Annotated in this window: 25 protein-coding genes; 12 read left to right on the top strand and 13 right to left on the bottom strand. The window is 67.9% G+C overall.

What is annotated here, in order from left to right; translation table 11 throughout:
- Positions 1–229: 229 nt before the first annotated feature.
- The 4 genes from GXY47_00215 to GXY47_00200 all read right to left on the bottom strand — a co-directional run bounded on the left by GXY47_00215 (position 230) and on the right by GXY47_00200 (position 6,280).
- Positions 230–919, bottom strand: a complete 690-nt coding sequence (locus GXY47_00215) for a SnoaL-like domain-containing protein (GenBank protein NLV29548.1) — start codon at positions 917–919, stop codon at positions 230–232.
- A 1-nt stretch (position 920) separates the two neighbouring features.
- Positions 921–2,720: a hypothetical protein gene (locus GXY47_00210; GenBank protein NLV29547.1), complete on the bottom strand. Its 1,800-nt coding sequence runs from the start codon at positions 2,718–2,720 to the stop codon at positions 921–923.
- A 442-nt stretch (positions 2,721–3,162) separates the two neighbouring features.
- Entirely contained in the window at positions 3,163–4,461 is a 1,299-nt protein-coding gene (locus tag GXY47_00205) for an aminotransferase class I/II-fold pyridoxal phosphate-dependent enzyme (protein ID NLV29546.1), read from the bottom strand.
- Positions 4,462–4,471: 10 nt separating this feature from the next.
- Positions 4,472–6,280, bottom strand: a complete 1,809-nt coding sequence (locus tag GXY47_00200) for a phosphoenolpyruvate carboxykinase (GTP) (protein ID NLV29545.1) — start codon at positions 6,278–6,280, stop codon at positions 4,472–4,474.
- Between the two features lie 153 nt (positions 6,281–6,433).
- Here GXY47_00200 and GXY47_00195 point away from each other — a divergent pair, with 153 nt between their 5' ends.
- Positions 6,434–7,717, top strand: coding sequence for a citrate synthase (locus tag GXY47_00195; GenBank protein NLV29544.1), 1,284 nt, complete (start codon positions 6,434–6,436; stop codon positions 7,715–7,717).
- 17 nt (positions 7,718–7,734) lie between these two features.
- Here the strand turns inward: GXY47_00195 and mdh are convergent, their stop codons facing one another.
- From mdh to GXY47_00170, 5 genes are all read right to left on the bottom strand, one after another.
- Positions 7,735–8,679 (bottom strand): malate dehydrogenase, encoded by a 945-nt coding sequence (gene mdh / locus GXY47_00190; protein ID NLV29543.1) that lies wholly within the window; start codon positions 8,677–8,679, stop codon positions 7,735–7,737.
- A gap of 2 nt (positions 8,680–8,681) precedes the next feature.
- Complete coding sequence (locus tag GXY47_00185) at positions 8,682–9,623, bottom strand: malate dehydrogenase (protein NLV29542.1); 942 nt, start codon at positions 9,621–9,623, stop codon at positions 8,682–8,684.
- Positions 9,624–9,630: 7 nt separating this feature from the next.
- Complete coding sequence (locus GXY47_00180; protein NLV29541.1) at positions 9,631–10,161, bottom strand: adenine phosphoribosyltransferase; 531 nt, start codon at positions 10,159–10,161, stop codon at positions 9,631–9,633.
- Position 10,162: 1 nt separating this feature from the next.
- Positions 10,163–10,444, bottom strand: coding sequence for an acylphosphatase (locus GXY47_00175; GenBank protein NLV29540.1), 282 nt, complete (start codon positions 10,442–10,444; stop codon positions 10,163–10,165).
- A 74-nt stretch (positions 10,445–10,518) separates the two neighbouring features.
- A complete protein-coding gene (locus GXY47_00170; GenBank protein NLV29539.1) occupies positions 10,519–12,705 on the bottom strand; it encodes a hypothetical protein in 2,187 nt (728 codons plus the stop codon).
- 250 nt (positions 12,706–12,955) lie between these two features.
- Here GXY47_00170 and GXY47_00165 point away from each other — a divergent pair, with 250 nt between their 5' ends.
- Positions 12,956–13,177 (top strand): hypothetical protein, encoded by a 222-nt coding sequence (locus tag GXY47_00165; protein ID NLV29538.1) that lies wholly within the window; start codon positions 12,956–12,958, stop codon positions 13,175–13,177.
- Between the two features lie 25 nt (positions 13,178–13,202).
- On the opposite strand, the gene GXY47_00160 is transcribed toward GXY47_00165, so the two are convergent.
- Entirely contained in the window at positions 13,203–13,793 is a 591-nt protein-coding gene (locus GXY47_00160) for a DedA family protein (protein ID NLV29537.1), read from the bottom strand.
- A gap of 237 nt (positions 13,794–14,030) precedes the next feature.
- Between GXY47_00160 and GXY47_00155 the strand changes: the two genes are divergently transcribed.
- The 4 genes from GXY47_00155 to GXY47_00140 all read left to right on the top strand — a co-directional run bounded on the left by GXY47_00155 (position 14,031) and on the right by GXY47_00140 (position 17,856).
- Positions 14,031–14,774 carry a hypothetical protein gene (locus GXY47_00155; protein ID NLV29536.1) on the top strand — a complete coding sequence of 248 codons (744 nt, stop codon included), beginning with the start codon at positions 14,031–14,033 and terminating at the stop codon, positions 14,772–14,774.
- A 61-nt stretch (positions 14,775–14,835) separates the two neighbouring features.
- Positions 14,836–15,687, top strand: coding sequence for a hypothetical protein (locus GXY47_00150; GenBank protein NLV29535.1), 852 nt, complete (start codon positions 14,836–14,838; stop codon positions 15,685–15,687).
- A 71-nt stretch (positions 15,688–15,758) separates the two neighbouring features.
- A complete protein-coding gene (locus tag GXY47_00145; protein NLV29534.1) occupies positions 15,759–17,051 on the top strand; it encodes a DUF401 family protein in 1,293 nt (430 codons plus the stop codon).
- 43 nt (positions 17,052–17,094) lie between these two features.
- Entirely contained in the window at positions 17,095–17,856 is a 762-nt protein-coding gene (locus GXY47_00140) for a hypothetical protein (protein NLV29533.1), read from the top strand.
- A gap of 13 nt (positions 17,857–17,869) precedes the next feature.
- On the opposite strand, the gene GXY47_00135 is transcribed toward GXY47_00140, so the two are convergent.
- The gene (locus GXY47_00135) at positions 17,870–18,637 is read right to left on the bottom strand and encodes a hypothetical protein (protein ID NLV29532.1); all 768 of its coding nucleotides are present in this window, start codon (positions 18,635–18,637) and stop codon (positions 17,870–17,872) included.
- 62 nt (positions 18,638–18,699) lie between these two features.
- Between GXY47_00135 and GXY47_00130 the strand changes: the two genes are divergently transcribed.
- Positions 18,700–19,914, top strand: coding sequence for an RtcB family protein (locus GXY47_00130; protein NLV29531.1), 1,215 nt, complete (start codon positions 18,700–18,702; stop codon positions 19,912–19,914).
- Positions 19,915–19,930: 16 nt separating this feature from the next.
- Here GXY47_00130 and GXY47_00125 read toward each other — a convergent pair whose 3' ends face one another.
- On the bottom strand, positions 19,931–21,445 hold the full coding sequence (locus tag GXY47_00125) for a DUF1846 domain-containing protein (GenBank protein NLV29530.1): 1,515 nt from the start codon (positions 21,443–21,445) through the stop codon (positions 19,931–19,933).
- A 70-nt stretch (positions 21,446–21,515) separates the two neighbouring features.
- Positions 21,516–22,058, bottom strand: coding sequence for a nuclear transport factor 2 family protein (locus GXY47_00120; GenBank protein NLV29529.1), 543 nt, complete (start codon positions 22,056–22,058; stop codon positions 21,516–21,518).
- Positions 22,059–22,138: 80 nt separating this feature from the next.
- Here GXY47_00120 and GXY47_00115 point away from each other — a divergent pair, with 80 nt between their 5' ends.
- The 5 genes from GXY47_00115 (at position 22,139) to GXY47_00095 (ending at position 26,485) form a co-directional block, all read left to right on the top strand.
- Complete coding sequence (locus GXY47_00115; GenBank protein ID NLV29528.1) at positions 22,139–22,945, top strand: hypothetical protein; 807 nt, start codon at positions 22,139–22,141, stop codon at positions 22,943–22,945.
- A gap of 113 nt (positions 22,946–23,058) precedes the next feature.
- The gene (locus GXY47_00110; GenBank protein NLV29527.1) at positions 23,059–24,417 is read left to right on the top strand and encodes a hypothetical protein; all 1,359 of its coding nucleotides are present in this window, start codon (positions 23,059–23,061) and stop codon (positions 24,415–24,417) included.
- Between the two features lie 53 nt (positions 24,418–24,470).
- Positions 24,471–25,253 (top strand): TatD family hydrolase, encoded by a 783-nt coding sequence (locus GXY47_00105; GenBank protein NLV29526.1) that lies wholly within the window; start codon positions 24,471–24,473, stop codon positions 25,251–25,253.
- Complete coding sequence (locus GXY47_00100) at positions 25,250–26,038, top strand: tRNA threonylcarbamoyladenosine dehydratase (GenBank protein NLV29525.1); 789 nt, start codon at positions 25,250–25,252, stop codon at positions 26,036–26,038. The genes GXY47_00105 and GXY47_00100 overlap by 4 nt, the downstream gene beginning before the upstream one ends.
- 63 nt (positions 26,039–26,101) lie before the next feature.
- Positions 26,102–26,485: a hypothetical protein gene (locus GXY47_00095; protein ID NLV29524.1), complete on the top strand. Its 384-nt coding sequence runs from the start codon at positions 26,102–26,104 to the stop codon at positions 26,483–26,485.
- The last annotated feature ends 130 nt before the right edge of the window (positions 26,486–26,615 follow it).

Here is a 26,615-nt window from a genome sequence, read left to right as displayed (position 1 = left end):
GGTTTACGAAATATGGTCCGGGATATTTAGGAAACTGTTGCTCTATCCACCTGAGCTACAGGCGCATAAGGGATTGACCCAGAGAGAGTAGCACGGGCGGGGGAGGTCTCAAAGTCCCTTTTTGCCCCCCGGCCCGCGGGGAGGCCGCCTTCCGCGGCGGCTTTGGGCGGCCGCCGCGGAAGGCTTATAAGAAGAACAGAATCAGTCAATTACCCTGGTCCGTCCCCGATTACGCCAGGACCCGGCCGGGGCGGTAGTCGGCCTTGAGGGCGGTGCGGTATTCCAGGCGCCGGATCTTCCAGCCCGCGTCGGTTTTCACGCAGGACAGCGTGCAGCTGCCGCGCTCCCACCGCCGCACGATCCCCTCGCCGTGCAGGCGCGCCATGGCCACCAGGGAGGAATCGCCCGTCATCGGCTCGCCCACCTGCATGGAGAAGGGGAAGCGCCCGGAGGCCGTAGTGCGGTCCTTCGCGACCTCCACGGCCGTCTCCAGTTCGGGAAGGCCGGGTTCGAATCCCGGCGCCGGCTCGATCTTTTTTCCGGTGCGGCCGGCGGCGAACCGCTCGCAGTAGAGGCGGCGCACCCCCTCGCTGCCGCTGAAGAGGCTGCCGCCGAAGACCACCTCGGCGTCCTCGGTGAACATCGCGGCCACATCCTCGTAACGGCCCCGGTCGAGGCTCGACTCGTAGGCCAGGTGCAGCCGACGGACATTTTCCGCGTCCTCGAGGTTCCCCACCCGGCGCTTGAGAAGGCCGAGCTGGTCGCCGCCGGACGACGGAGCGGAGGTGCGGGAAAATCCCGCCGCCGCCGACGCCGCCACCGCGGAAAGGGCGGCCCCCGTCTTGCGGATGAAGGAGCGGCGGCTGCGGTCCGGCTTATGTCGGTCGATGGTGTCTGAAGTCCTTTGCGTTCTGGTCATCCTATACTCCTTTCGCCTTCGGTCCGAGGAAGTGCTTGATGTCGTACCCCCCGAGGTCGCGCGCGATGGCCCCGATCAGGCCGAAGCTCACCCCCCGTTCGCCTCCGGAAAAACCGAAGCCGATGGCGCGCTTGGTTTTTTCGTTCTCGATGATGCAGGTCTCGGCGCCGTTGCACGCCTCCTCGACCAGGTCGAAGATGTACACCCCGTCCCGGAGCTTCACGTAAAGGGCCGGGGCGCACCACTGCATGCCCAGCGTCTGGTTCGCCGTGTAGATCGTCCACGAAGAGGAATGCGCCGTGGTGTACAGGTGCATGGACGTCATCTGGTCGGAATAGGTGCGGGTGAATCCGCGGCCGACCAGCTCGTCGGTGAAGCCGTGGCGCACGTACCTCGGGGCGTTGACCCCTTCCATTTCGGCGGCGCCGAAGACGGCGCGGTAGGACACCTCGTTCCCGTAATACTCCGTCCCCATCCAGGAGAGGATGGCCGTGGTCAGCCCGTTGGTCAGGTCCAGGGCGATCCGGCGGCAGGAAACGGGATTGCTCCCGGTGACGATGTGGCCGAAAAACACCAGTTTTTCGTCCGCCTCGAACGCCCGGTAGGTCTCCTTCTGCCACGCGGTCGTCCCCTCCTTGCGCCATTGGAGGTTATAGATGTCGAGGACCTTGTACTCCCACCCGGGCCCCTCGTTGTCGTAGCGGAGGGTGAACTCCTTGCCGACGAGCAGGTCGCTGAAGGGGAGGAGGTGGCCCCCCATCATCCCCGCCTGCTGCTGGGGCGCGTTGGGGTCGCCGGTGAAGGTGACGGTGCTCTTCTCCGCCGCCCGCTGGACCTCTTCCGGCGTCATGTTCTTGAAGGTCCTGCCCGGGCGGTACACGGTGCGCTGCCCCTTGGGCGGCGGCCCCGCCGGAGCGGCCTTGGCGGCCTTGGCCGGGGCCCCGCCCATGGCCAGGTTGACCGTCTTGCCGTGCTCGTCGAAGGGGGCCAGCGACGTCAGCTGGCCGACGATCTTCCCCGCTCCGCGGTACATGTAGTATTCGAGTTCGTCCTTTTCGTTGAAGCCGAGCCGCATCCCCACCTGGGTCTCCGTGAACAGGTCGAGGAGGTAGAGGGTCATGATGCCCGAAAACTCGCATTCGGTCCGGTCATAGATGACCAGGTTGTCGTTGACCAGGATGTAGTCCGACGGGCTGCAGTAGCTGAGATCGTCCGCGTGCCGGGTGACCTCGATGAAGTTGGAGGAGATGATCGAGGGATAGAGGTCGATGGTTTCGATCCCCGTGTCCTGCTTCCAGTACATGCCGGTCCCTTCGAGCCGGTTGGTGAAATGGTGCCGCTCCTCCGGGGCCTTTTTCCCGGCAACGTCGACGTAACCGAACCAGACCTGGCGCTGGACTTCCCGGTCATCGAGTTGCTGCCCGGACGGGTCCTTGCCGCCCGCGAACCACACCTCGAAGACGGTCGCGAGGTGGCTCTTGAGGTCGACGAAGACGTTGAACCCCTTCAGGGTCCCGGGGACCATGTGGGAAAAGAAAACCATCTGTTTCAGTTCGAGCGCGCCGTAGGCCGCCTCGGCGGCGGAGGCGTTCCCTTCGGCCAGCGTCAGGCGGTTGGCGCTCTTGAACGCGTAGTGGAGCACCGGGCCGTCGTCGGTCACGATCTTGAGGCTCTTGCCGGCCAGCACGCCCGAAAGCTGCGACGCGCTCTTCGGCCCGGCCGCGGTGGCGGCGAGTTTGCGTGTCACCTGGTCCTTGGAAAGCTTGGTGTACTTGAATCGGTGCATCGGTATGTTCATCATCGGCTGATTTCCTCCAAATTTGGTGTCCTGTCCCGGTTCCCCGGCGGATTCACGCATCCGCGCGCCTGGGTGGGAAATCCTTTATCCAGCTCCAATCCGGCAAAATTGCGGGGAAGGATTCCGTTCCCTCAAAATATCCTTTGATCCGTAGAAGATACATTAAAAAGGGGGAAAAGGAACCAACTTTTTCCGGGCCGGGCCCCTCGCGCGGCAGCCATGGGGCCGGGAGGGCCGGAAAAGCGAAAACCCGCCGGACGGGCGGGTTTTGCGGTCTTTGACGGGGCCGGCGAAAGAGCGCCTAGGCGCGCAGCTTCCTGACGGCGGCGTCGAGGTTGGCGAACAGCTCCGCGATCTTCTCGGTCAGGGACGCCTAACCGCGCAGCTTCCGGATGGCGGCGTCCAGGTTGGCGAACAGCTCCGCGATCTTCTCGGTCAGGGACGCCTAACCGCGCAGCTTCCTGACGGCGACGTCCAGGTTGGCGAACAGCTGCGCGATCTTCTCGGTCGGGACCGCGGAGAAGGCGAGCCGCACGAGGCCGACCAGGACGATGACGCCGGTGGCGTACCCGGCGATCAGCTCCCTGCGGAGCGCCTCCAGGTCGACCCCTTTCGGCCGGACGCACATGAAATAGCCGGAATTGAAGGGCATGACATCGAAGCTGTCGGCGTATTCCGGGTGCGCCCGGAGCACGGCCTTGATCTCGCGCACCCGCCCGGCCAGGGTTTCGTATTTCGCCTTCTTCTGCGCGGCATAACCGGGGTCGGTGTAGGCCCTGAGCAGGATCGCCTGGGAGAGGCAGGGGGCGTTGGAGATCGTGCCCCGGACGGCCCCCGCGGCCTTGTCCTCGAGCGTCCGGAGGTGGGACTCGGCCGCGCCCGCCGAGCCGAAGGTGACGAAACCGACACGAAAGCCCCAGACGTAGTCCTCCTTGGTGGCCCCGTCCAGTTTCACGCCGAGCACGTTCGGGTGCAGGTCGGCCAGGGCGCTGAAGAGCGACTCGCGGGCGACTCCCTCCTCGTAGACCAGGCCGAAATAGGCGTCGTCGAGCACCACGACCACCCGGCTGCCCGCTTCCGCCGCGTCCCGGATCGCCCCGACGAGGGCGTGGTACTCCTCCACCGTCGGGGTATAGCCGGTCGGGTTGTTGGGAAAATTGAGCAGCACGATCCGCTTGCCCGGCTTCCCTTCGCCGAGGGCGCGGGAGAAGGCTCCCACGTCGAAGCCCCCGCCCGTGAAGGTGTTGTAGAACTTGAAGGCGGCGCCGTAGGTCTCGCCGAAAACGAGCTCGTAGTTGTCCCAGTAGAGGTCGGGGATCAGGATCTCGTCCCCGGGGTCGACGAAAAGGTAGCCCGCGACCGAAAGCGCGTGGGTCAGCGCCGCGGTGACCACCGGCTTGCTGAACCTCTTGCCCCTGAGCCCCGGGTTCTTGGTCTCGAGCAGCCGGCCCCACTCCTCCCGCAGCTTCGGCAACCCGAAGCTGGGGGCGTAGAGAAAGGATTCGGAGGGGACGTTGACCAGCGCCTCCATGCACTCGAGCGTCAGCGGGGATCCGTCGTTCTCGAAAGCGGTGCCGATGGTGGCGTTGATCGAGACCCCCTTCGCCTCCGCCGTCTGCCCCAGGATCCCCTTGTGGGGGAAATAGATGGCCTTGCCCCGCTCGGACAACATCGCCAGCAGCTGCGGCGCGCCCGCTTCCAGGTCCCGGTTCATCGCCGCGGCGAGTGGGTTGTGCTCTTTCATGCGCGTTCTCCTATCGGAGCCTGTTTTCCAGCTCCTCGAGCAGCCGGGCCAGTTCCCTGGGGAGCCTGGCCCCGAATTTCGGGTAGTGGCTGGCCTTGATGTTCTCGAGCTCCCGGCGCCAGCCGGCGGCGTCCACCGTCAGAAGCTCCTGCATCTCTTCGGCCCGGACCTTTTCGGGCCGCTCGATGGCATCCACCGTCGGGAGATAGCCGATCGGGGTCTCCACCCCCTTGCCCGTCCCGTCGCAGCGCTCGAAAATCCACCGGAGCACCCGGCTGTTCTCCCCGTAGCCGGGCCAGAGCCACTTTCCTTCCGCGGTCTTGCGGAACCAGTTCACCATGAAGAACTTCGGCTGCACCGCTTCCGGCGTTTTCTTTCCCATCCGGATCCAGTGGGCGAAATAGTCCCCCATGTGGTAGCCGCAGAAGGGGAGCATGGCGAAGGGGTCGCGCCGGACCTTGCCGATATTGGCGTCGATCGCCGCCGCGGTGATCTCCGACCCGATGATCGACCCGAGAAAGACCCCGTGGTTCCAGTCGAACGACTGGGTCACCAGCGGGACGGTGCTCGGGCGGCGGCCGCCGAAGAGAAAGGCGTCGATCGGCACCCCCTCCGGGTCCTCCCACTCGGGGGCGATGGAGGGGCACTGGGCCGCGGGGGCCGTAAAGCGGGAATTGGGATGCGCCGCGGGGGGCTGGGCCTTGTCCTTCTTGTTCTGTGCCCAGGCATTCCCCTTCCAGTCGACGAGAGTGCCCGGGGCGTCGTAGCCGATCCCCTCCCACCAGACATCCCCGTCCTCCGTGAGCGCGACGTTGGTGAAGATGGTGTTGCTCTCGAAGGTGCGCATGGCGTTCGGGTTCGATTCCATCGAGGTCCCCGGGGCCACCCCGAAAAATCCCGCCTCGGGGTTGATGGCGCGCCAGCGGCCGTCCTTCCCCTGCTTCATCCAGGCGATGTCGTCTCCGATGGTCTCGACCTTCCAGCCGGGGATGGTGGGGACCAGCATCGCCAGGTTCGTCTTGCCGCAGGCCGAGGGAAAGGCGGCGGCGATGTACTTGACCTTGTCCTCGGGACTGGTGATCTTCAGGATGAGCATGTGTTCGGCCAGCCACCCCTCATCCCTGGCGATCACGGAGGCGATGCGCAGCGCCAGGCACTTCTTTCCGAGCAGGGCGTTGCCGCCGTAGCCCGAGCCGAAGGACCAGATCGCCCGCTCCTCGGGGAACTGGGCGATGTACTTCCGTTCCATCGGGGCGCAGGGCCAGAGCCCGCCGTCGTCCTGGCAGGAGAGGAGCGGCTTTCCGACCGAATGCAGGCAGGGGATGAACTCCCCCGAGTCGCCCAGCACTTCCAGCACCCGCTTCCCCACCCGCGTCATGATGTGCATGTTGGTGACGACGTAGGGGGAATCGGTGATCTCCACCCCGATCTTGGCCATCGGGGAGCCGATCGGCCCCATCGAAAAGGGGATGACGTAGAGCACGCGCCCCCGCATGCAGCCCGTGTAGAGCTTTTTGAGCGTGGCTTTCAGTTCGGCGGGATCGATCCAGTTGTTGGTCGGCCCGGCGTCGTCCTGGGACCTGGAGGAAATGTAGGTGCGGTTCTCCACGCGCGCCACATCGGATGCTTCCGAGCGGAACAGGAATGAATTGGAGCGCCTGGAGAGCGGCACGGCAACGCCCCCATCCACCGCGATTTTCATTATGGAGTCGTACTCCGCCTTGGACCCGTCGCACCAGACCACGCTGTCCGGCTGCGTCATGCGGGCCATCTCTTGTACCCACGCCAGGAGCCTGGCGTGTTTTGTTGGAGCAGTCATGAAATTGTCCTTTCCTGAAAAGAGCGATTATAATCCTTTAGCCCGCCCGGTCAAGGGAAGGGGCCCGCTCCCGCCGGTTTTGCTTCACCGGCCGATCCGGTGTTGGTATCCTTGGAGACAACGGAACCGAAACCTGCCTGAAGGAGGCGATCGATGGATTTGGCCAGACTGGAACTTGACGGGAAACAATACGAGCTCCCCATAGTCGTCGGGTCCGAGGGGGAACGGGGCATCGACATTTCCTCCCTCCGCAACTCGACCGGGCACATCACGCTCGACGACGGCTACGGCAACACCGGCTCCTGCGTGAGCCGCATCACCTTCATCGACGGGGAGAAGGGGATCCTCCGTTACCGCGGCATCCCGATCGAGGAACTCGCGGTGAAGTCCACCTTCGTGGAAACCGCCTACCTGCTGATCTGGGGGAAGCTCCCCACCTACGACGAATTGAAGGATTTCTCCGACCGGCTCACCCGGAACGAAATGCTCCACGAGGACATGAAGTTCCATTTCGAGGGGTTCCCCGCCAACGCCCACCCGATGGCCATCCTCTCCTCGATGATCAACGCCGCCGGCTGCTTCTTCCCGCAGACACCGCGGCCCGAGGACGAGATCTTCGCCATGCAGGCGGCCCGCATCATCTCCCAGGTCCGCACCATCGCCGCGTTCGCCTACCGCAAGTCGCTGGGGCTCCCCGCCATCTACCCGAAGCCGACCTACAAGTACACCGCCAACCTCCTGCACATGATGTTTTCGCGCCCCTACCAGGAGTACGATCTCCTCCCCGAAGTCGTCCAGGCCCTCGACCTGATCTTCGTGCTCCACGCGGACCACGAGCAGAACTGCTCCACCTCGACGGTCCGGATGGTGGCGTCCAGCCAGGCCAACCTCTTCGCCTGCGCGGCCGCGGGGGTGGGCGCCCTCTGGGGCCGGCTGCACGGCGGCGCCAACCAGGCGGTGCTGGACATGCTCGAGGATATCCACCGCAGCGGCGACAACGGTTCGAAATTCCTCGAACAGGCCAAGATCAAGGGGTCGGGGAAAAGGCTGATGGGGTTCGGCCACCGGGTCTACAAGAACTACGACCCGCGCGCCCGGATCATCAAGAAGAAGTGCGACGAGCTGCTGGCGGCGCTGAATAAGAAGGACCCCCTGCTCGACATCGCCAAGCGCCTGGAGGAGGCGGCGCTCAGCGACCCCTATTACGTGGAGCGCAAGCTCTACCCCAACGTCGACTTTTACAGCGGCATCATCATGCGCGCCATCGGGATCCCGCGCAACATGTTCACCGTCATGTTCGCCATCGGCCGCATGCCCGGCTGGATCGCCAACTGCAAGGAGATCATGGACGACCCGGAGGCCCGCATCTACCGTCCGAGGCAGATCTACGACGGCCCGCTCGAGTCCCGCTACGTCCCGATCGGGGAACGCGCCTAGCGCTCTTTGCCCCGCGGTTACCGGACGGTGAAGAAGGTCTCGAGCTCCTCGACCCCCTTCCTCACCGCCTCCGAGCTCCGGCGGAGCAGCTGGAGTTCCTGCGGCTCCAACTCGACCTCGACGATGCGCTCCACCCCGTTTTTCCCCAGGATCACCGGGACGCCGATGAACAGGTTTTCGATGCCGTACTCCCCGCGCAGGCAGACGGCGCAGGGGACCAGGGTCCGGCGGTCGGTGAGGATCGCCTCCGCCATCTCCGCGACCGACGCCGCGGGGGCGTAGTAGGCGGAGCCGGTCTTGAGATGGGCCACGATCTCCGCCCCTCCCTTGCGGGTCCGGTCCACCAGCCGCTCCAGTTCGTCGGCGTCCAGGAAGCGGCTGACCGGGATCCCGGCGACGGTGGTGTAGCGAGGCATCGGCACCATCTGGTCCCCGTGCCCCCCCAGGACCATCGCGTGGACGTCCGTGAAGGCGCACCCCAGCCGCTCCGCCACGAAATAACGGAAACGGGTGGAATCGAGGATGCCCGCCATGCCGATGACGCGCTGCACGGCGAACCCCGTGGTGCGGTATACCACGTGGCACATCACGTCCAGGGGGTTGGAGACCACGATCACCGTGGCGTTGGGGGCGTAACGCGCAATCATCTTCGACGCCGACTTCACGATCCCGGCGTTCACCCGGAGCAGGTCCATGCGGTCCATCCCCGGCTTGCGGGCGACCCCGGCGGTGACCACCACCAGGTCGCTGTCGGCGACGGCGGCGTAATCGCCCGTCCCCTCTATCGAGACGTCGTACCCCCTCATCGGCCCCGCGTGCAGGAAGTCGATCGCCTTGGCCCGGGTCACCCCCTCGGCCACATCCACCATCACGATGTCGGCCATCACCTTCTCGGCGATGTAGTAGGCGGCCGTCGCCCCGACGTTGCCCGCCCCGATGATGCTCACTTTTTTCCCCGGCATGGTCACTCCCCCGGCCCCGCGCCGGCGCCGGCGCGCTCGAGCGAGCGGCGGAGGTCCCCGGCGGCGTCCCGAAATTCCTTCTCCTCCCGGCCGCCGAGCGCTACTTCGATCACGCTTTCGGCTCCCCCGGCGCCGATGCGGGCCGGTACGCTGAGGGCGATATCCCGGAGGCCGTACTCGCCGTCGAGCCGCATCGATACCGGAAGGATCGTCCGGGCGTCCCGGATCACGGCCCGCGCCAGGGCGGCCACGGCGGCGCTGGGAGCGTAATAGGCCGTGGACCTTTCCGACAGTTCGAGGATGGTGTCCCCCGCGCGGCGCGTTTCCTCGACGATGGCGCAGAGGGCCTCGGGCTCGAGCAGCTGCGCCACGGGAACGCCGCTCACGCGCACCGTGTCCTCGAGCACGACCATGCCGGGCCGGTGCGGGCCGATCACCATGCCCGTCACCTCCCGGGGCGAAACCCCCAGGGCCCGGCTCACGAGGTGCCGGAGCCGGGTGGAACTGAGCAGCCCCCCCACCCCGAGGACCCGCCCGCGGTCGAAACCGAGGACTCTCCCGGCGAGCAGGGTGAGCATGTCGACCGGCTCCACCACGTTGATGACGACGGCCCCGGGCGCGAGGGCGCGGATTTCGCCGCAGAGTTCCCCGACCAGCGGCGCGTTGTCCCGGTAGAGCGCCTCGCGCCCCTCCCCGGGCGACCGCACCCGCCCGGCGGCCAGGACGACGATGTCGCTGCCGCGGATCGCGGTGATGTCCGCACTCCCCCGGATCCCCGTGTCGTAGCGCCTGATCGGCCCCGCCTCCAGGAGGTCGAGCGCCTTCCCCTCCGAAAGCCCTTCCCGGATATCCACGAGGGTGACCGTGGCGGTGCCGTTTTCGGCCATGAAAAAGGCGCTGTTGGCGCCCACGTTGCCGCTGCCGATGATGCCGATGCGCTTCATGGCCCTCCTAGTACCTGAGGAGACTGTGAACGTCGTACCCGGCGAGCTTCTCCCGCCCTCTCAGGAAGTCGAGTTCCACCAGGAAGGCGAACCCGACGACGGTGGCCTTCAGGGTCTCGACCATTTCCGCGACGGCCCTGGCGGTCCCCCCCGTCGCGATGAGGTCGTCCACGACGAGGACGCGCTGGCCGGGCTCGACCGCGTCCCGGTGGATTTCCAGGCTGTCGGTCCCGTACTCCAGTTCATAGCTCACCCGCAGCTTTTCCGCCGGAAGCTTCCCCGGCTTCCTGACGGGGACGAATCCCGCCTTGAGCGCGTAGGCCACCGTGGGAGCGAAGATGAACCCGCGCGCCTCCATCCCGAGCACCAGGTCGACCTTCCGGTCCCGGTACGGCTGGACCAGGGCGTCGATGGTCCGGCCGAAACACTCCCCCTTTTTCAGCAGCGTGGTCACGTCATAGAACAGGATCCCCTTCTTGGGCCAGTCGGGAATTTCGCGGATTTCCGATTTGAGTTGTTCGATCAGCTGTGCGTTCATGTCACCGTCCTTCGATTGTAAACGAGCGGTAGTTCCCTCCTGCCGGAAGGTCGTCGACATCGAGGCGCTCGACGCGGGCCAGGGCGGGCCCCCGGCCCACCTCCCGGACGAACTCCCCGACCGGCCCCGGCGGCCCCTCGACGACGATTTCCACGGTGGAGTCGGGGCGGTTGCGGACATCACCGGCAAGCTCCAGCCGGGCCGCGGCGTCGCGGACGAAATAGCGGAAGCCGACCCCCTGGACCCTGCCGTGCACGATGATGTGTTTCGCTTGAATCCTCATGAATCCCCCGGTGCCGATGAGCTTAACGCATCCCCCTCCCTTCGGGCAAGGGGCGTGCGCCCCGCCCGGGGGCCTCACCGGGGGGGCCGCAGCGGGATCCCCATCAGGAGCCGGATCGGAACCGCGACCCCCTGCAGCCGCGCGGCACGGAACACCCACTGGCCGAGGGCCTGCAGCAGCGGCTCCCGGAGGAGGGGGTCGGGACTCTCCTTGACCTCGATCTGCTCCAGTTTCCCCTCGGCGCTGACCACCGCGTAGACGATGGCCATCCTCCCCGGGTATCTGGAAACCAGTTCGGGGGGCCAGGAAGGAGTCTCCTTGACCACCGGGAAAGGGAGGATCAATCCCTCGCCGCCTCCCGGCCCCATCGGCGCCGCCGGGCCGGACGCGTCCTCGGCCAGGGCGAATTCCAGGGTCCAGGAGGGGGCGTCGTCCGATTCGTCGCGCCTCATGTCGAGGTACACGGTGTAGATCTGCGCCCCGGCGAAAACCCCGGTAAAGGGGAGCCCTCCGCCGCTCGTCTCCGTCGATATGACCGTGAGCCCGTACTCGGTCTGCACCGGGCGCCGCGCCTGAACCACGGGAGCCGGGTCGGAGGCCGTCCCGGGGTCGTACGAACCGCCCACGATGGTGATGCCCGAAAAGGGCCTCTTCCTGCCCGGTCCGGAGCCGCTCCCGGAACCGGTCCCGGCCCCCCTCCCGGCCACGGCGCCCCCGCCCGGGCTGCCGCTCCGGCCGGTCCCCATCCCCGTTTGCGGGGACGGGGAGGATTTCGCGCTCTTTGCGCCGCCCGGTCCGGACCCCTGACGGTTCCCGCCCTTTCTGGAAATGGAGCCGATATTGACGACGGCGGGGGTGTTTTCGACCTTCGGGGGGGCGGGCTCCGTTGCGGGAGCGGGCCCCGCCGTGCTGTCGGGCGCAGCCGCCTCCCTGTCCTGCGGAACCGGTTCCGCGGCCGGGCCGGCGGCGAGGTCCGGTTCATCCGGGCCCGATTTCGGCCCCAGCACGTCATCCGGCCCGGTGAGGTTGGCATCGGGCGAAATGGCGAAACGCCCGCGGGCCTCCCCGGGGGGCACTACGATGGTGTCCCGCACCGGCGCCGGCATGGGGGTCAGGGCAAGCAGGTCCCTCCGGTCGCTCCCCCCCTCGGGCGCCTCCCGCGTCTTCCGGCGCGGTTTCGGCCGGGCCGGAACGGGAACCTCCGGCGGGGAGGGTCCCTTCCCGGCCGCGGGGACGGTCCCTTTTTCAACCTCCGGTACGGGAGCCTTTTCGACCGCGGGCCGCGGCGCCGCCGGCGGCGGGGGCGCCTTCGGCGGGGGCGCCTTCGGCGGGGGCACTTTCTCCGGGGGCTCCGGCGGCGGAGGGGGCTCCGGCGGAGGGGGCACCAGCGGCGCGAGTTCCGCCCTGGGAATCTCGATCACGGCCGCGGGGGCCGCGACGGGGATCGTCATCGGCGCCACCGGGGGGAGCACCGGTTCGTCCGGAGGAAGCAGCACCGGAGGCACCACCGGCGGCGGCTCGGGATTGGCCGGCGGATCGGCGGGGCGGGGGGGCGGCGGGGGCTGTGCGGGCTCCGGCGGTCCGGGAGGTTCCTCCGGCTTCACCTCCGGGGGAACCACCGGGGGGGGATCCGGCGGGGCGATCTGCCCCGGGGGCCTCGCGGGAGGCGGGTCCACGGGTTTCACCTGTTCGGGCATTCCGGCGGGAACCGGCAGGTCCGGGAGCTCGACCCGGGCCTCGGCTATCTGGACCATGTTCGGCAGGGCCAGCGGGGGGGGCAGAATCGGCGGATTCAGCAGTTCGGGCTGCTCCAGGGTCTGGATCCGGTTGGTCGGGTCGGGCGGGTCGGACACGATCTCCTGCCGCCCGGGATAGCTCATCCCCCGCGCCCTGGCCGCGGGAACCTCCGGGGCGCTGACAGGCTTCGCTTTTGCTCTCTTTCCCTTGCCGGAATCGGGTTGGGGGAGCCCGAGAGTCCCCCCCCCGATAAGGGGAAGATACATGACCACCCTCGGTTCGTTTTTCTCGATCACCGCGGCCCGGGGGGGTGCGGGGTCTCCCGCCCAGGGTTGGTTCGGCACCCTGAGGAAGAAAAGGATGCAGAAAAGGACGCCGTGAACCGCCAGGGAGAGGGGGACCCCCCGGGCCGGAAAATAGGAATTGCGCAGGCTGGTGAAGCGGACGGCATCCTCCGCCCCCGGGGTCCGCCGCCTTGCCCGGGCCGGCCCATATGTTTGAAGTCTGAGGCGAATGATGGCCATTCCGTTCCCACCTGTGTCATCGGGCCGCGGGAGTCGGTGCCGCCGCGGAGCCCCGGTCACCGATACTTTAAGTCAGGCGGGGGCTCCGCGCAACGATTGCGGCCCCCATCGTCCTTTTTATCGGCCCCCGGGCCGCGCCCGGTCGCGAAAAGTTCACAATTCTTTACGCTCTGTTGACCATGCCCCGTTCCGATTTCCTATAGAATCGTCCCACGCGTGCAGATCGCGGAGAAAGAGAAAAGGCGGCCCGATGTCCGAACGTCAGGTGATGCTCCGAGGCGAAGACACCGGCAGGCGGCTGCTGCTCGCGGCGCTCCTGCTGGCGGCCGCGGCCGCGCTGCTGGAAGCGTGGAGTCCCGGGACCCTCCGGTCCCTCCTTCACGAAACCGGATCGACCCTCGCCCGCATCCGGGACCACCTCCTCCGCATCCTGCTCGGGCTGTGGGAACTGGCGCGCGGCCTGATCCGGTGACCCCGATCCCGTTGCGGACGGGGGGTCAGACCGGCTTCGGCCCCCGGGCGCGCCGCCGGCGCCGGAGGAGGAAGAGGACCGCGAGAATGACGGCCAGGACGGCCGAAACGGCCGGGTAGTGCCGGCTCAACACCCCGGCGGCCTGATCGCCGTACCGCGCGGCCAGACAGGCCACGAGCAGGTACCGCACGAACCTCCCGGCGAAGACCGCGAGACCGAACCGCCCTTTCCCCGTCCCCAGCACCCCCGAGGCGAGGACGACGAGCTTGGTGGGAAACGGGGGAGGGGCCATGACCGAAGCCGCGACGAGCCACACGCCGTAATCCCGCATTCGCCTCTCCATGCGGGAGACCTTACCCGGATCGAAACGGGCCAGCGCCTTTTCCCCCCCTTTGCGCCCGATGCCGTAGAGCACGAAACAGCCCAGGGTGGACCCGACCGTGGCCGCGAGCGCGATCCAGAGCAGGAGTTCCGGGCGGCGCCAGGAAAGGAGCATCAGCACGGCATCCGGCCCCCCCGCGAGCGGGACCGCGGCCGAATCCAGGAAAGATATGGCCAGAAGGCCCGGAATGCCCATCACGGCAAGGTATCGGCTCAACCGGTTCAATAACTCCAAGCGCACCTCATCTGGAAAGAGGCGTACATAGTAGAGGTTTCCGCCCGACGGCTCAACCTCGGATTTGGACCGCCTTTTGTGACGCGGGACACCAAACCCGTACTCCCGGGTGGCGTGCCGTCACCGCAAAGAGTATAGTTCATGGATAGGCCTGCCTTGACGAGGCGCAATGATTCAGGGGGGCGCCCGGAAACGCGCCCCCGGATCGACAAACTTACTTCGGAGGATACGATTATCATGAAACACCGATCTCAGCTGTTCTTTCTGGCCATCCTGGGTGCGGCGCTGCTTTGCCTGACTTTCTCGGGGTGCGGGACACAGCAGACGTCCGAACTGGAGGATCCGGAACAGCCGGCGGCCGAAGAGACGACGCAAAGCGCGGCTCCGGCGCCCGCCCCCGCGGCGCGGCCCGCCTCCGCGACCCGCCAGCCGGCCCCGGCACCTGCGCCCGCCCCCGCGGCCCGCGCCGTCAGCCTCCCCCCGGGGACGCCCGTCGCGGTCGTCACCTCCTCCCCGATCTCGACCAAGACCCACCAGACCGGGGACGTTTTTGAAGCCTCCCTTGACAAGGACATCGTCGACGGCAACCGTGTCGTCGCCCGGCGCGGGGCCCTGGTCACCGGCATCGTGGCCGAAGCGGATCCCGGGGGCAGGGTCAAGGGGGTCGCTTCCCTTTCCCTGAAGCTCACCCGGCTGACCCTGGCCGACGGGCAGGAGGTTTCCATCGTGACTGACGCTTACGGCGTACAGGCCAAGACCAGCGTGAAAAAGGACGCCACCAAGGTCGGCATCGGCGCCGGCATCGGCGCCGCGATCGGGGCGATCGCGGGCGGCGGCAAGGGCGCGGCGATCGGGGCCGGCGTCGGCGGCGCCGCGGGCACCGGGGCCGCCCTGGCCACCCATGGCGACCCGGCCGAGGTCGCGGGCGAAACCCCCATCACCTTCGAGCTCACGGCCCCCCTGGAAGCCTCGATCCGATAGCCACGACCGGCAGGCGGGGGTTACGCCCCCGCCTGCCGCCAGCACCCGGAAGGGGCTTGAATTGAACCGTCATTTTTCCCGCCGTCCGAAAAAATCGATCACCCTCACGCTCGGCGCGGCCGTTCTCGCGGCCCTCCTCCCCTCGATCTCCCCGGGAACGGAGACCCCCGCGGACCGCGCGGCCGGCATCCTCCATCGCGCCGTCACCAGGGCGGAGGCCCAGTATGAGGCGCAGGCGGAGGCCGTTTTCGAATCGGAAGCGCTGTCGGTCGTCCGCTCGCTCGACGCCGAGGGAAGGCCGGTCAAAACGGAGACCTTCCGTTACCGTCAATACCCGGTCGGCGGCGCCCTCTTCGAGGAGCTGATCGAGAAAAACGGCCGTCCCCTCGACGAGGGGGAAAAGCGGGAAGAACGGAAGCGGAGGGAGTCGTTCCTCCGCGAAGTGGCCAGGCGGCGGGCCGAGGGCCGGCACCCCCAGCCCGAACAGGAGCCGGGCATCCGCTTCAACCGCGAATTCGTGGACCGCTACGAGTTCCGGCTCGAGGGGACGGAGACCGTGCGGGGCCACAACTGCTGGGTGATCGCCTTCAAGCCCAGGCCGGGAAAGCTACCGGTGCGCAACCGGATGGACCGGGCGCTGAACCAGTCGACCGGAAGGTTCTGGATCGCCCGGGAGGATTACGGCGCCGTGCGGATCGAGTTCGCCCTGCGCCATCCCTTCAAGTACTGGGGAGGGCTCCTGGCCGTCATTCGCAACACCGACGGGAGGATGGATTACCAGCGGGTGGCCCCCGACATCTGGACCCCTCTCGACTTCGACCTCCGGCTGGACCTGGAGATCATGATGGTGAAAGACATCCGGCGCACCATCACGAAAAACTGGGTTTCCTACCAGGCGGCCGGGGGGCTCTGACCCTCCCCCCCTCGAGGCCGGCGGAATCCCGGATTGGACTTTCGGGCCGCGCCTTGGCATGATTGCGGGTTATGTTCGCACTCTCGGTCACCCTCGGGGCCTTCGGCCTGATCCTGCTTTGCGCCCGGGTGCGCGTGCCGCTGGGGCTTTCCATAGTCCTGGGGAGCGCGGCCGTGGGGCTGGGCTTCGGGCTCGACGGCCCGCAGCTGGCGCGCGCGGCCTGGAGCGGGGCCACCGCCCCACAGACCATCGCCCTGGCCCTCGTCACGGCCCTGCTGCTGGGACTGTCCGTCCTGATGCGCGAGAGCGGGCGGCTGGAGGAGATCGTCACGCTGGCCCACGGGATGCTGCGGCGCCCCGTAGCGACCATGGTCGCCATGCCCGCGCTGATCGGGCTGCTCCCCATGCCCGGGGGCGCCATCTTTTCCGCCCCGATGGTGGAATCGGCCAGCGGCCGGTCGGAGGTGGCCCGTTCCCTCCTCTCCTCGATCAACTACTGGTTCCGCCATATCTGGGAGTTCTTCTGGCCCCTCTACCCGGGAGTGCTCCTGGCGATGGCGCTGACCCACCGGGCCATCCCCGCCTGGACCGCCCTGATGATCTTCGGCACGGCGGCGATGTTTCTGGGCGGTCTCGTGATGCTGCGGGGGATCCCCGCCGACCTGCAGGCCCCAAGCGCGCCCCCTCCCGCGGGGACCAAACGCAGGCTCCTCGGGGCGACCGCGTCGATCTGGGTGATCCTCCTCGGCTGGGGGGCCGCCTACCTCCTCGCCGGCCTCCTGCTCGACCGGGTCCCGGCCGATTCGCTCCCCGGGATGATCCTGAAGCACGGGCCGCTCGTCATCGGGCTGCTGGGGAGCATCCTCTGGACCGTCCTCGGCGGCGGGCTCGGCCGCGAAGCGCTCCGGAAGGCCTTCTGGCAGCCGGGGACCTATTCCCTGGCCGGACTGATCTTCGCCATCCTGATCTTCCAGCACACCCTCGAGGCTGTCGACGCGCCCAGCCGGATAGCGGCGGAACTGCAGAACCTGCACGTCCCCCTGGTCCTGGTCGTCGCCATCCTCCCCTTCATCGCCGGGTTCGTCACCGGGATCGCCGTCGGATTCGTCGGCACCGCGCTGCCGATCGTACTCAACCTCGTCGGCGCCGTGGACGGGGCCGCCGGCGCCTTCGCCTACATCCCGCTCTCCTACACCTTCGGACACCTCGGGCAGATGATGAGCCCGATCCATGTCTGCCAGATCGTCAGCAACCGCTATTTCGGCACCACCTACGGCCCCGTCTACCGCCACATCCTCCCCTCGGCGCTGATCACGGCCCTGCTGAACATAGGATATTTCCTCTTTTTGCGCTGGATGTATTAATATAGGGAAGCCATGGCGTGTTCACATTGAAAGGAGCGTCCAGATGGATACCATCATCACCCGGCGCCGGGCCCTCGGCCTCGGCGCCGCCACGATCGGGGGAACCCTCTTGTATGCGGCCAATTCCCGGGTAGCGGCCGATGCCGCGGTGAAGACCCCTTGGGAGTGGAAGGAGCTTCCGCCCGAATCGATCCAGGAGAGGGCGTACGCCTCCGCCTGGGCCAAGGTCGGATGCATGTACGGCGTTCTCGAGGCGGTGCTCGGCACCCTGGGAGACAAGTACGGGGCCCCCTATAACACCTTCCCGGTGGACGCCACCGTCTACGGCAGCGGCGGCATCGGCGGGATCGGCTCCCTCTGCGGCACCGTCAACGCCGCCGGGATGCTGTTCGGCCTGTTCGCGAAAAGCCAGGAGGAGATGTTCGCCCTCTGCGGGGAAATGTCCCTCTGGTACGAAAAGGCCCCCCTGCCCGTCTACAAGCCCAAGGACCCCAGACACCAGATTCCGGACGTCACCTCCGTGTCGGGATCGAACCTCTGCCACGTCTCCTCGACCCGCTGGGCCAACGCCTCGGGCCTGAAGCTGATGACGCCCCAGCATTTCGAGCGCTGCAACCGCCTGGTCGCCGACGCCGCGGTCAAGATCGTCTCCATGCTCAACGAGTACAGCCGGGGGAAGATGACGTACAAGGAAAAGCTGAACGCGTTCTCCGAAGGGTGCCAGGCGTGCCACGGGCCCGCGGGCGTCAAGGCCAACGTCGCCAGCAGCATGTCGTGCGATACGTGCCACGAGGACCCGCACTAGCCGTCCTGAACGGCTAAAACCCGAACCGGATGCCGGCGACGGCGTAGTGGACCCAGGCGAAGGTGTACACCTTGTCCACGTCGGCCCCCCCCTCGAGCATGCGGTATCCCGCGCTCGCCGACCAGTTCGGGGAGAACTCATAGCGCGCCTTGAGCGCCAGGTCGATCGCGCGCCCCTGCGGGGCGCCCAGGCCGTCGGCGTTGACGTCGAGCCTCCAGCGCTCCCCGAGCCTGCATACCCCGTCCAGGTGGACCAGCGGGACGAAGCCCAGGTTGTCGTCCACGGCGACGGTGTCGCCGCTGCGGAGTTCGATCCTGGCGTCGCGGATCTTTCCCGTCACCCCCAGCTTCCAGGTCCAGCGCTCCCCCTGCCAGACCCGGTAGCGGTAGGTCGCCCGGTAGGAGTTGAAGCGGTAGACGGCCTCGACGCCGGGTCCCTCCGGGAAGGACGCCCCCGCGAACTCGACCGGGCGATCGAGGGAACCGGCGGCCTTGATCGAAAGCGGCGCCGCCAGAAAACCGATTTCGTGCTTCGGCGCCAGCTTCACGAAGATCGTCACCCTCGGGGCCGCAAAGGGCCCCGTCCCCTGCAGATCGCGCAGCGAGAATTTCGTCCCGGCGTCGCTGTTCGGGATGCGGACGTCGTTCCTGGCCTGCCAGGCGGGCCCGGCTTCGAACTCCACGAAGAATTTCTGCTCCTCCGCTCCGGGCGCTCCGGGCGAAAGCCTCGCCGCAGCCAAAAGCGCCAAAGCCACCCACGCACAGCCGCATATCCGTCCCATACCGTTCCCTCCTCCGTTGCCCGGGATTGACGCCCCCCCCCTCTTCCGGACATGATTATGGCATGAAGAGACGCGATCCGCCTATAGCCGCAGCCGGCGTCCCCCGCCGCGGGGAGCCGGCCCCCTGGCGCCGATGGGGGTCGGACATGGACGCCGATTCGCTCCGGCAGATGGAAAACGCCTGCAGCCTCCCGGTCGCGGTCGCGGGCGCCCTGATGCCCGACGCCCACGTCGGCTACGGGCTCCCCATCGGCGGGGTGCTGGCCGTCCGCGACGCCGTGATCCCCTATGCCGTGGGGATGGACATCGCCTGCCGCATGAAGATGAGCGTACTCGATCTCCCGCCGTCGGCCATCCGGGGGGAGGAGGGGCGGCTGCGCTCCGCCCTGGAGAAAGCGACGGTCTTCGGCGTCGGGGAGGGGTTCAAAAAGCCGAAGGACCACCCGGTCATGGAAGAGGACTGGGGCTTCAGCCCCGTCACGCGCCGCAACCGGGACAAGGCCCGGTTCCAGCTCGGCTCGAGCGGCTCGGGCAACCACTTCGTGGAGTTCGGCACCCTGACCCTCGAACGGGCGGAACTGGGCCTTCCCCCCGGCGTCTACACGGCTCTCTTGAGCCACAGCGGCAGCCGCGGCGTCGGCGGGCAGGTGGCCACCTGGTACAGCCGGCTGGCCATGGACCGGCACCGGGAGCTGCCGCGCGAGCTGAAACAGCTCGCCTGGCTCGACCTCCCGGGGGGCGAGGGGGAGGAGTACTGGCGCGCGATGGAACTGATGGGGCGCTACGCGGCCGCCAACCACCACCTCATCCACCGCGACCTGGTCCGGCTGCTGGGGGCCGAGGTGATCGCGGCGGTCGAGAACCACCACAACTTCGCCTGGAGGGAGCGCCATTTCGGGGTGGACGTCGTGGTGCACCGCAAGGGGGCCACGCCGGCGGGCGCCGGGGCGCTCGGCGTCATCCCCGGATCGATGGCCACCCCCGGCTTCGTGGTCCGGGGAAAGGGGACGGCCGCGGCGATGAACTCGGCCGCGCACGGCGCGGGGAGGAGGATGAGCCGCACCCAGACGCGGACCCGCTACAGCTGGCAGGAGGGGCGCCGCTTCCTGGCCGGGCGGGGGGTGGTGCTGATCTCGGCGGGGCTGGACGAGGTGCCGATGGGGTACAAGGACATCCACGCCGTGATGGCGGCCCAGGCCGACCTGGTCGAGATCGTTGCCCGCTTCGACCCCCGGCTCGTCAAGATGGCGCCCGAAGGGGAGCGCCCCGAAGACTGATCCGCCGATCCCGCCGCTACATGAAGAGGTTCCGGGTGGGGAAATTGGGCTCGCTCGTCATGTTGACCCCCAGTTTGCGCAATCCGGCCTCGTCCCCGGGGGTGGGGATGTGGGTCATGTGCGCCTCGCAGTTGCGCAGCTCCTGAAGCCTTTCCATCGCCATCTGGGCGGCATGGTTGGTGGCGGCGCTGATGCTGAGGGCGATCAGCGTCTCCTCGAGGTCCAGGCTGACCGAGCGCTCCTGGAGAATCTCCGTCTTCAGGCTCCCCACCGCGTTGGTGATCAGGCTGGGGAGCAGCTTGAGCTTGTCGGGGATGCCAGCCAGGTGTTTCAGGGCGTTGAGCACCAGGCTGGAAGCCGCGTGCATGAGGGGGGAGTTGTTGCCGGTGACGATGGTCCCGTCGCGCAGCTCGAGCGCGGCCCCGCAATAGATCTCCTCGTTCCCCTTCCCCGCTTCCTTCCCCTCCCGGGCCGCCCGCCAGGCGGGTTCGACCACCGGCCGGTCCTCCGATCGCATGCCGATGTTCTCGAGCAGCAGCTGCACCCGCTCGACCGTCTCCTTATCCGTCAGCCCCATCGCGTACTCGCACCGGTAGCGGAACCAGCGCCGCAGGATCTCCTGCCGGGCAGCCTCCTGCGTGACGTCGTCGTCGATGATGGCGAACCCCGCCCGGTTGACGCCCATGTCGGTGGGGGACTGGTAGAAATCCGCCCCGCCGGTGATCTTCCCCAGGATCCGCTTGACGATGGGAAACACCTCCACGTCGCGGTTGTAGTTCACCACCGTCTTCCCGTAGGCCTCCAGGTGAAAGGGATCGATCAGGTTGAAGTCGCGGATGTCGGCGGTGGCGGCCTCGTAGGCGATGTTGGCCGGGTGCTTCAGGGAGAGGTTCCAGATCGGGAAGGTTTCGAATTTGGCGTAGCCCGCCCGCACCCCCCGGCGGTACTCGTGGTAGAGCTGCGACAGGCAGGTGGAGAGCTTCCCGCTCCCCGGGCCCGGCCCGGTCACGATCACCAGCGGCTTGTCGGACGGGATGTAGGCGTTGGCCCCGTACCCCTCGTCGCTCACGATCGAATCGATGTCGGTCGGGTACCCCTTGGTGAAGCGGTGGGTGAAGACCTCGATCCCCCGCCGCTCCAGCCGGTTCTTGAACAGGGTCGCCGCCGGCTGCCGCTCGTAGCGCGTGATCACGACGGCCCGCACCTCGATCCCCCACCCCCTCAAATCGTCGATCAGCTTCATCGCGTCGGCGTCGTAGGTGATGCCGAAGTCGGCCCGCAGCTTCTTGCGCTCGATGTCCCCGGCGTAGATGCAGAGCACGATGTCGGCCCGCTCCTTGAGTTCCCGGATCAGGTGCATCTTCACGTTGGGGTCGTAGCCCGGGAGCACGCGCGCCGCGTGGTAGTCGAACAGGAGCTTCCCGCCGAACTCGAGGTAGAGCTTGTTGTCGAAGCGTCCGACCCGCTCGAGGATTTCGGCCGCCTGCTGCTGGATGTAGAGTTCGTTGTCGAAACCGATCTTTCCCGGCATGCTCCCTTTCCTTTCGCAAAAACCTTGCCGCCCCGGGCGCCTGCCGCCCCGGGCGCTCCCGCCCGTGGCGCTACCGCCCCGCCGGGGGGTCGGGCGGAATCTCCGCGTGCACCGTGCGCCGCAGGAAGCGCCAGCGCCCCCGCTCCCGGACCAGGAGGTCCTCGTACCGCCCCACGTACACCGTCTGCGGCCGGGATTCGGCCTGGACCAGGAACATCCAGGTGCTCACGGCCGCCGCGCGGTCCCCGTCGATCGAGATCATCTCGTTGGAGAACAGGTGGCGGTTCGGGGCCCCGGGGGTGCCGGTCCCGATCGAGTCCTCCATCAGTTTGCGGATGGCCGCCCGCCCCTTCGCACGCCCCATCCCCCCGATCCACTCCCCGTCCCGCTCCGCGAAGAGCGCGGAGAAGGAGGCAAAATCCCGGGCGTCCAGGAAGCGGCCGTAGCCGTGGAGCAGGAGGCGGATCTCCTCGGTATCCTCGAGCCTCCGCAGCCGGTCCGCGACGGAATCGGCGCCGGACGCCGGTGTAATACCCGAAAAGATCGAGCCGGTCAACAGGAGGATCGCTCCCAATGTCACCGCCCCCACGCGGAGGCGCCCTTCGGTTCCCATGATCCCCTCCCTTCCCTTCGGAAATCCTTCCATGAAAGCGCAGCGGCAAGGCAACGGCAGCAGGATATAATGACCCCGCCATGCAAATAAAGCGAAAGCGACTCGACCCGCCCCCCGGCGCGGAATTCGCCTGCGGCGACATCTATGCCCGCTGGTGGCGCGGCCGCGCCCGGGACCGCGCGCACGGCAGGGCGTACCGCAACATCGCCGGCTTCATCCGCGCCTCCCTCCCCCGCGAACCGCGCGTGATCGTCGATTACGCCTGCGGCGCGGGGCAGTTGCTCGCCCGGCTGGCCCCCCTCTTCCCGCACACGCGCCTCGTGGGGCTCGACGGCTCCGACGCGCTCCTCGATCTGGCCGCGGCTCGCCTCGCCCGCCTGCCCGGGGGCCGCACGGCCGAAGTCACCCTCGCCCGCACCCTCCTCCCCATGGGCCGGCCGCTCGGGGAGAAGGCCGACCTGGCCGTCTACACCTTCCCCAACATGATGCCCCCGGCGGAAGAAGCCCCGGGGACCGGTCTGGAGCGGGAGGAGCGCGACATCGCCCGCCGTCTCGTCGGCGGCCCCGGGGAGGAAGCGGACCCGGCGCTCCTGGAATACGGCCGAAGCATCTCGCGCGACCTGCGCCGGCTGCTCCGGCGCGGCGGTCTCTGCATCCGGGTCGAATACGCCGACTCGCGCCGGGAGGAATGGGACCCCCGCATCCTCCGCCAGGTCGAATTCGAAGAAGGATCCCTCGACCTGCCCGAAGAGGGCATCCGCCCCTGGTTCCGGGTCCTGGCTTCCGCCTTCTTCCGCTCCCGGGTCATGGAAGACGTCTACGAACAGACCGGCGAAGAGCGCGACCGCAGGGGCGGCTACCTGATCACGGTGCTCGGCGCGGTCTGACACGTCCCGGAATCCACATTCGGGGTTGCATCCCCGCACCGGAGGGGACAAAATACGTCCTTTTTGCGGACCGCCCGCATCACTCATACCGCCGATCCCGGAGAATGACCGCCATGATCATCATTTCCCGAATTTCCCGAATTTCCCGATTCCTCATCGCACTGATCCTGACCCTGTCCCCCCTCCCCGCTGCGGCCGAGGAGGGCCCGGAAGAGACGGCCCCGCTCTCCCTGCGCATCGGCGGGGCGGAGTTCACCCCCGGCGGCTTCATCGACATGTCCGCCGTCTGGCGTTCCACCAACGTGGGGAGCGGCGTGGCCACGGCCTTCGGTTCCATCCCGGCCAACAACAGCCTGGCGGGGCGGATGTCCGAGTTCCGGATGAGCGCCACCAACACCCGCCTCACCCTGAAAGTCACCGAGGAGCCGCTCGAAAAATTGAAGTTCACCGGGTACGTGGAGGTCGATTTCGCCGGCACCGCCCCCGGGACCGCCTACGTCTCCTCCAACAGCCTCGGTTTCCGCATGCGCCAGGCGTTCGTCACCGCCGAGACCGGCAAGTGGGAGATCCTGGGGGGGCAGGCGTGGTCGCTGATGACGCCCAACCGCCGGGGGATCTCCGCGGCCCCCGCCGACATCTTCCTCGGCATCGGGCAGGACTCCTCCTACCTGGCCGGGCTGCTCTGGGCGCGCCAGGCGCAGGCTCGGGTCACGTACCACTTCTCCCCGAACTGGGCGCTGGCCTTCTCCGCCGAAAACCCCGACCAGTACGTCACGGCGGGGACCACCCTTCCGGCCGCCTTCCGCTCCCAGTTCGACGCCCCGTCCGGCAACGGCACCATCGCCAACCCGCGCCCCGACTTCGCCGCCAAGCTCGCCTTCGACGTGCGCCCCGCGGGCCGCTCCGTCCACGTGGAGCTCGCCGGGATGTCACGCGCCTTCCGCACCGTCGACGCCTCCCTGGAGAAACGGACGGCCCACGGCGTGGGGGGGTCGCTCAACCTGTTCGTGGAACCGCTGCCGAACCTCCGCTGGATCCTGACCACCTTCTTCTCGAGCGGGGGCGGGCGCTACGTCATGGCGATGGGGCCCGACGCGGTCGTCGCGCCCGACGGCTCGATCTCGCCCGTGCACACGACGAGCGGCGTCACCGGCTTCGAATACCAGCCGCGCCCCTCCTCCCAGCTCTTCGCCTACTACAGCGGCGCCTACTTCAGCCGTAACGTCGTCGCCGACGGCGAGGGCGCCATCGGCTTCGGCCACCCCGGCTCCCCCGACACGGCCAACCGGCAGATCCAGGAAGCCACCGGCGGCTACATCCACACCCTCTTCAAAAACCCGAACCACGGCGCCCTCGTCGTCCTCGGTCAGTACGCCTACGTGACCCGCGCCCCCTGGTACCGCGCCCCCTCGGACAGCTCCGACCGGCACATGCACATGGTCTTCGGCGGGGTGCGCTTCACCCTGCCGTAGGCCTGGCGCTTTACCCGCCGCACGGGATACAATTCCGGAAACGGGACCGGCGCATGGACCACATCGACCTCATCGACACGCATTGCCACCTGAACGACCCCTCCTTCGCTCCCACGCTCCCCGGGGTGATCGCCAGGGCCCGGGCCGAGGGAGTGAACCGCTTCGTCGTGCCCGCCTATGACGCCCCCTCGCTCGGGCGCACGGCGGAGCTGGCCGACGGCTATCCCGGCCTCGTCTTCCCCGCCTTCGGCTTTCACCCCTGGTTCCTCTCAGGTTGCGACCCCGAAAAACTCCGGCCCCTCCTCGGCCGCGAAGACACCGTGGCCGTGGGGGAGATCGGGCTCGATTTCGCCTCCCCCGACTATCCCCCCCCGGACGAACAACTCCGCGCCCTGGACCGGCAGCTCGGCCTGGCGATCGAATTCGGCCTGCCGGTCCTCCTTCATTGCCGCAGGGCGTACGACGCCCTCTACCCCCTCCTGAAAAAATACCGGGGGCGCCTGCGGGGGGTGCTCCACTCCTACTCGGGCGGGGCCGACCTCCTCCCCCGCTTCCTCGACCTGGGGCTCGCCATCTCCTTTTCCGGCTCGGTCACCCGCCCGAACGCCCGCAAGTATCACCGGGCCGCGGCCGCCGTCCCCGCCGACCGCTTCCTGCTCGAAACCGACGCCCCCTCGATCGCCACCGAGTCCACCGCCGCCTCCGGGGTGGAACCCCGCCATGTCCGGGAAGTGGCCCAAAAAATCGCCGCCCTCCGCGGTCGCACGCTTGAGGAGATCGCCGCCCAGAGCACCCAAAACGCCCTCGCCCTCTTCACCAGGATCCCGCGAAGATGACGGCCAGCGACATCTTCGCCCGCAACCGGATGTTTTTCGGCAGCAAAGGGCTGGAACGCCTCGAGGCGGCCCGCGTCGCCGTCGTGGGGCTCGGGGGGGTCGGTGCCTATGCCGCCGAGGCCCTCGTCCGCGCCGGCGTCGGCCGGCTCCGCGTCATCGACTGCGACGTCCTCAAGGCCAGCGACGTCAACCGCCAGCTCCTGGCCCTGTCCACCAACCTCGACACCCCCAAGGTCGAGGCCGCCCGCGCGCGCCTGCTGGCGATCAATCCAGGCCTCGAGCTCGACGCCCGCAACGCCTTCTTCCACTCCGACACCGCCGAGGAACTCGTCACCCCGGACCTCGATTTCGTCGTGGACGCCATCGACAGCCTCGGCCCCAAGGCGGCCCTGATCCGCCACTGCGTCGAGCGCCGGATCCCGATCATCTCCGCCCTGGGGGCGAGCAGCCGGACCGACCCCTTCGCCATCCGGCTCACCACCCTTGGCCGCACCCGGGGCTGCCCCCTCGCCCGCGCCCTGCGCCGCTACCTGCGGGTCAGAAACGTCGCCGCCGACCCCCCCGTGCTCTACTCGGAAGAACCGGCCGTCGAGACCCACGAAGGCGAGGGTCCCCCGCCCGAATCGGCCGGGGCCCATTCCCGCGGGCGCCCGCGCCGCGCCCTGCCCAGCATCGCGACCCTGCCGGGCATCGTCGGCCTGATGGCGGCCAATTACGTCATCTTCGAACTGCTGAAGCAGAACGGCCAGCCGCCGCCCCAAAATCGCCCCGCCGATCTCCGGTAGGATATTGAGTTTCCCCCGGAATGATGTATTCTATTGTCCTAAGTCAACCAAAGGAGACCAGAGATGAAATTTTGTGCAGTGATCCTGAGCCTGCTGCTCGTGGCAGGCGTGGCTTTCGGCGCGGATATCGACGGGAAGTGGACCGGGCAGTACAACTCCGGCATGGGGGAACCGATGCAGATGGATTTCACCTTCAAGGCCGAGGGGACCACTTTGACCGGCACGGCCCCCGGCGGGCCGGGCGCGACGATCCCGCTCAAAAACGGCAAGATCGACGGCAACAACGTATCCTTCACCGTCGAATCGTCGATGGGCGAAATGCAGATGGTGTTCAACTACAAGGGCGTGCTGAGCGGCGATACCCTCGAGCTGACGTTCGAGATGGCCGGCATGCCGGCGATGGAAGGCGCCGCACCCCAGAAGTTCACGCTCGCCCGCGTGAAGTAATCCACACCGGTGCCGGCCGCCTCACGGCGGCCGGCATCAGACAGCACCGGCTCCGCTTTCTTCCTTCCCGCTCCTCCCCTTTGGGTATACCCTACCCAGGGATCGTCCGGTCACGATCCCCGAGGTGATC

This window comes from Acidobacteriota bacterium (assembly GCA_012729555.1).
GTDB lineage: Bacteria > Acidobacteriota > UBA6911 > UBA6911 > UBA6911 > UBA6911.
This window is presented reverse-complemented; position numbering and strand designations above follow the sequence as displayed.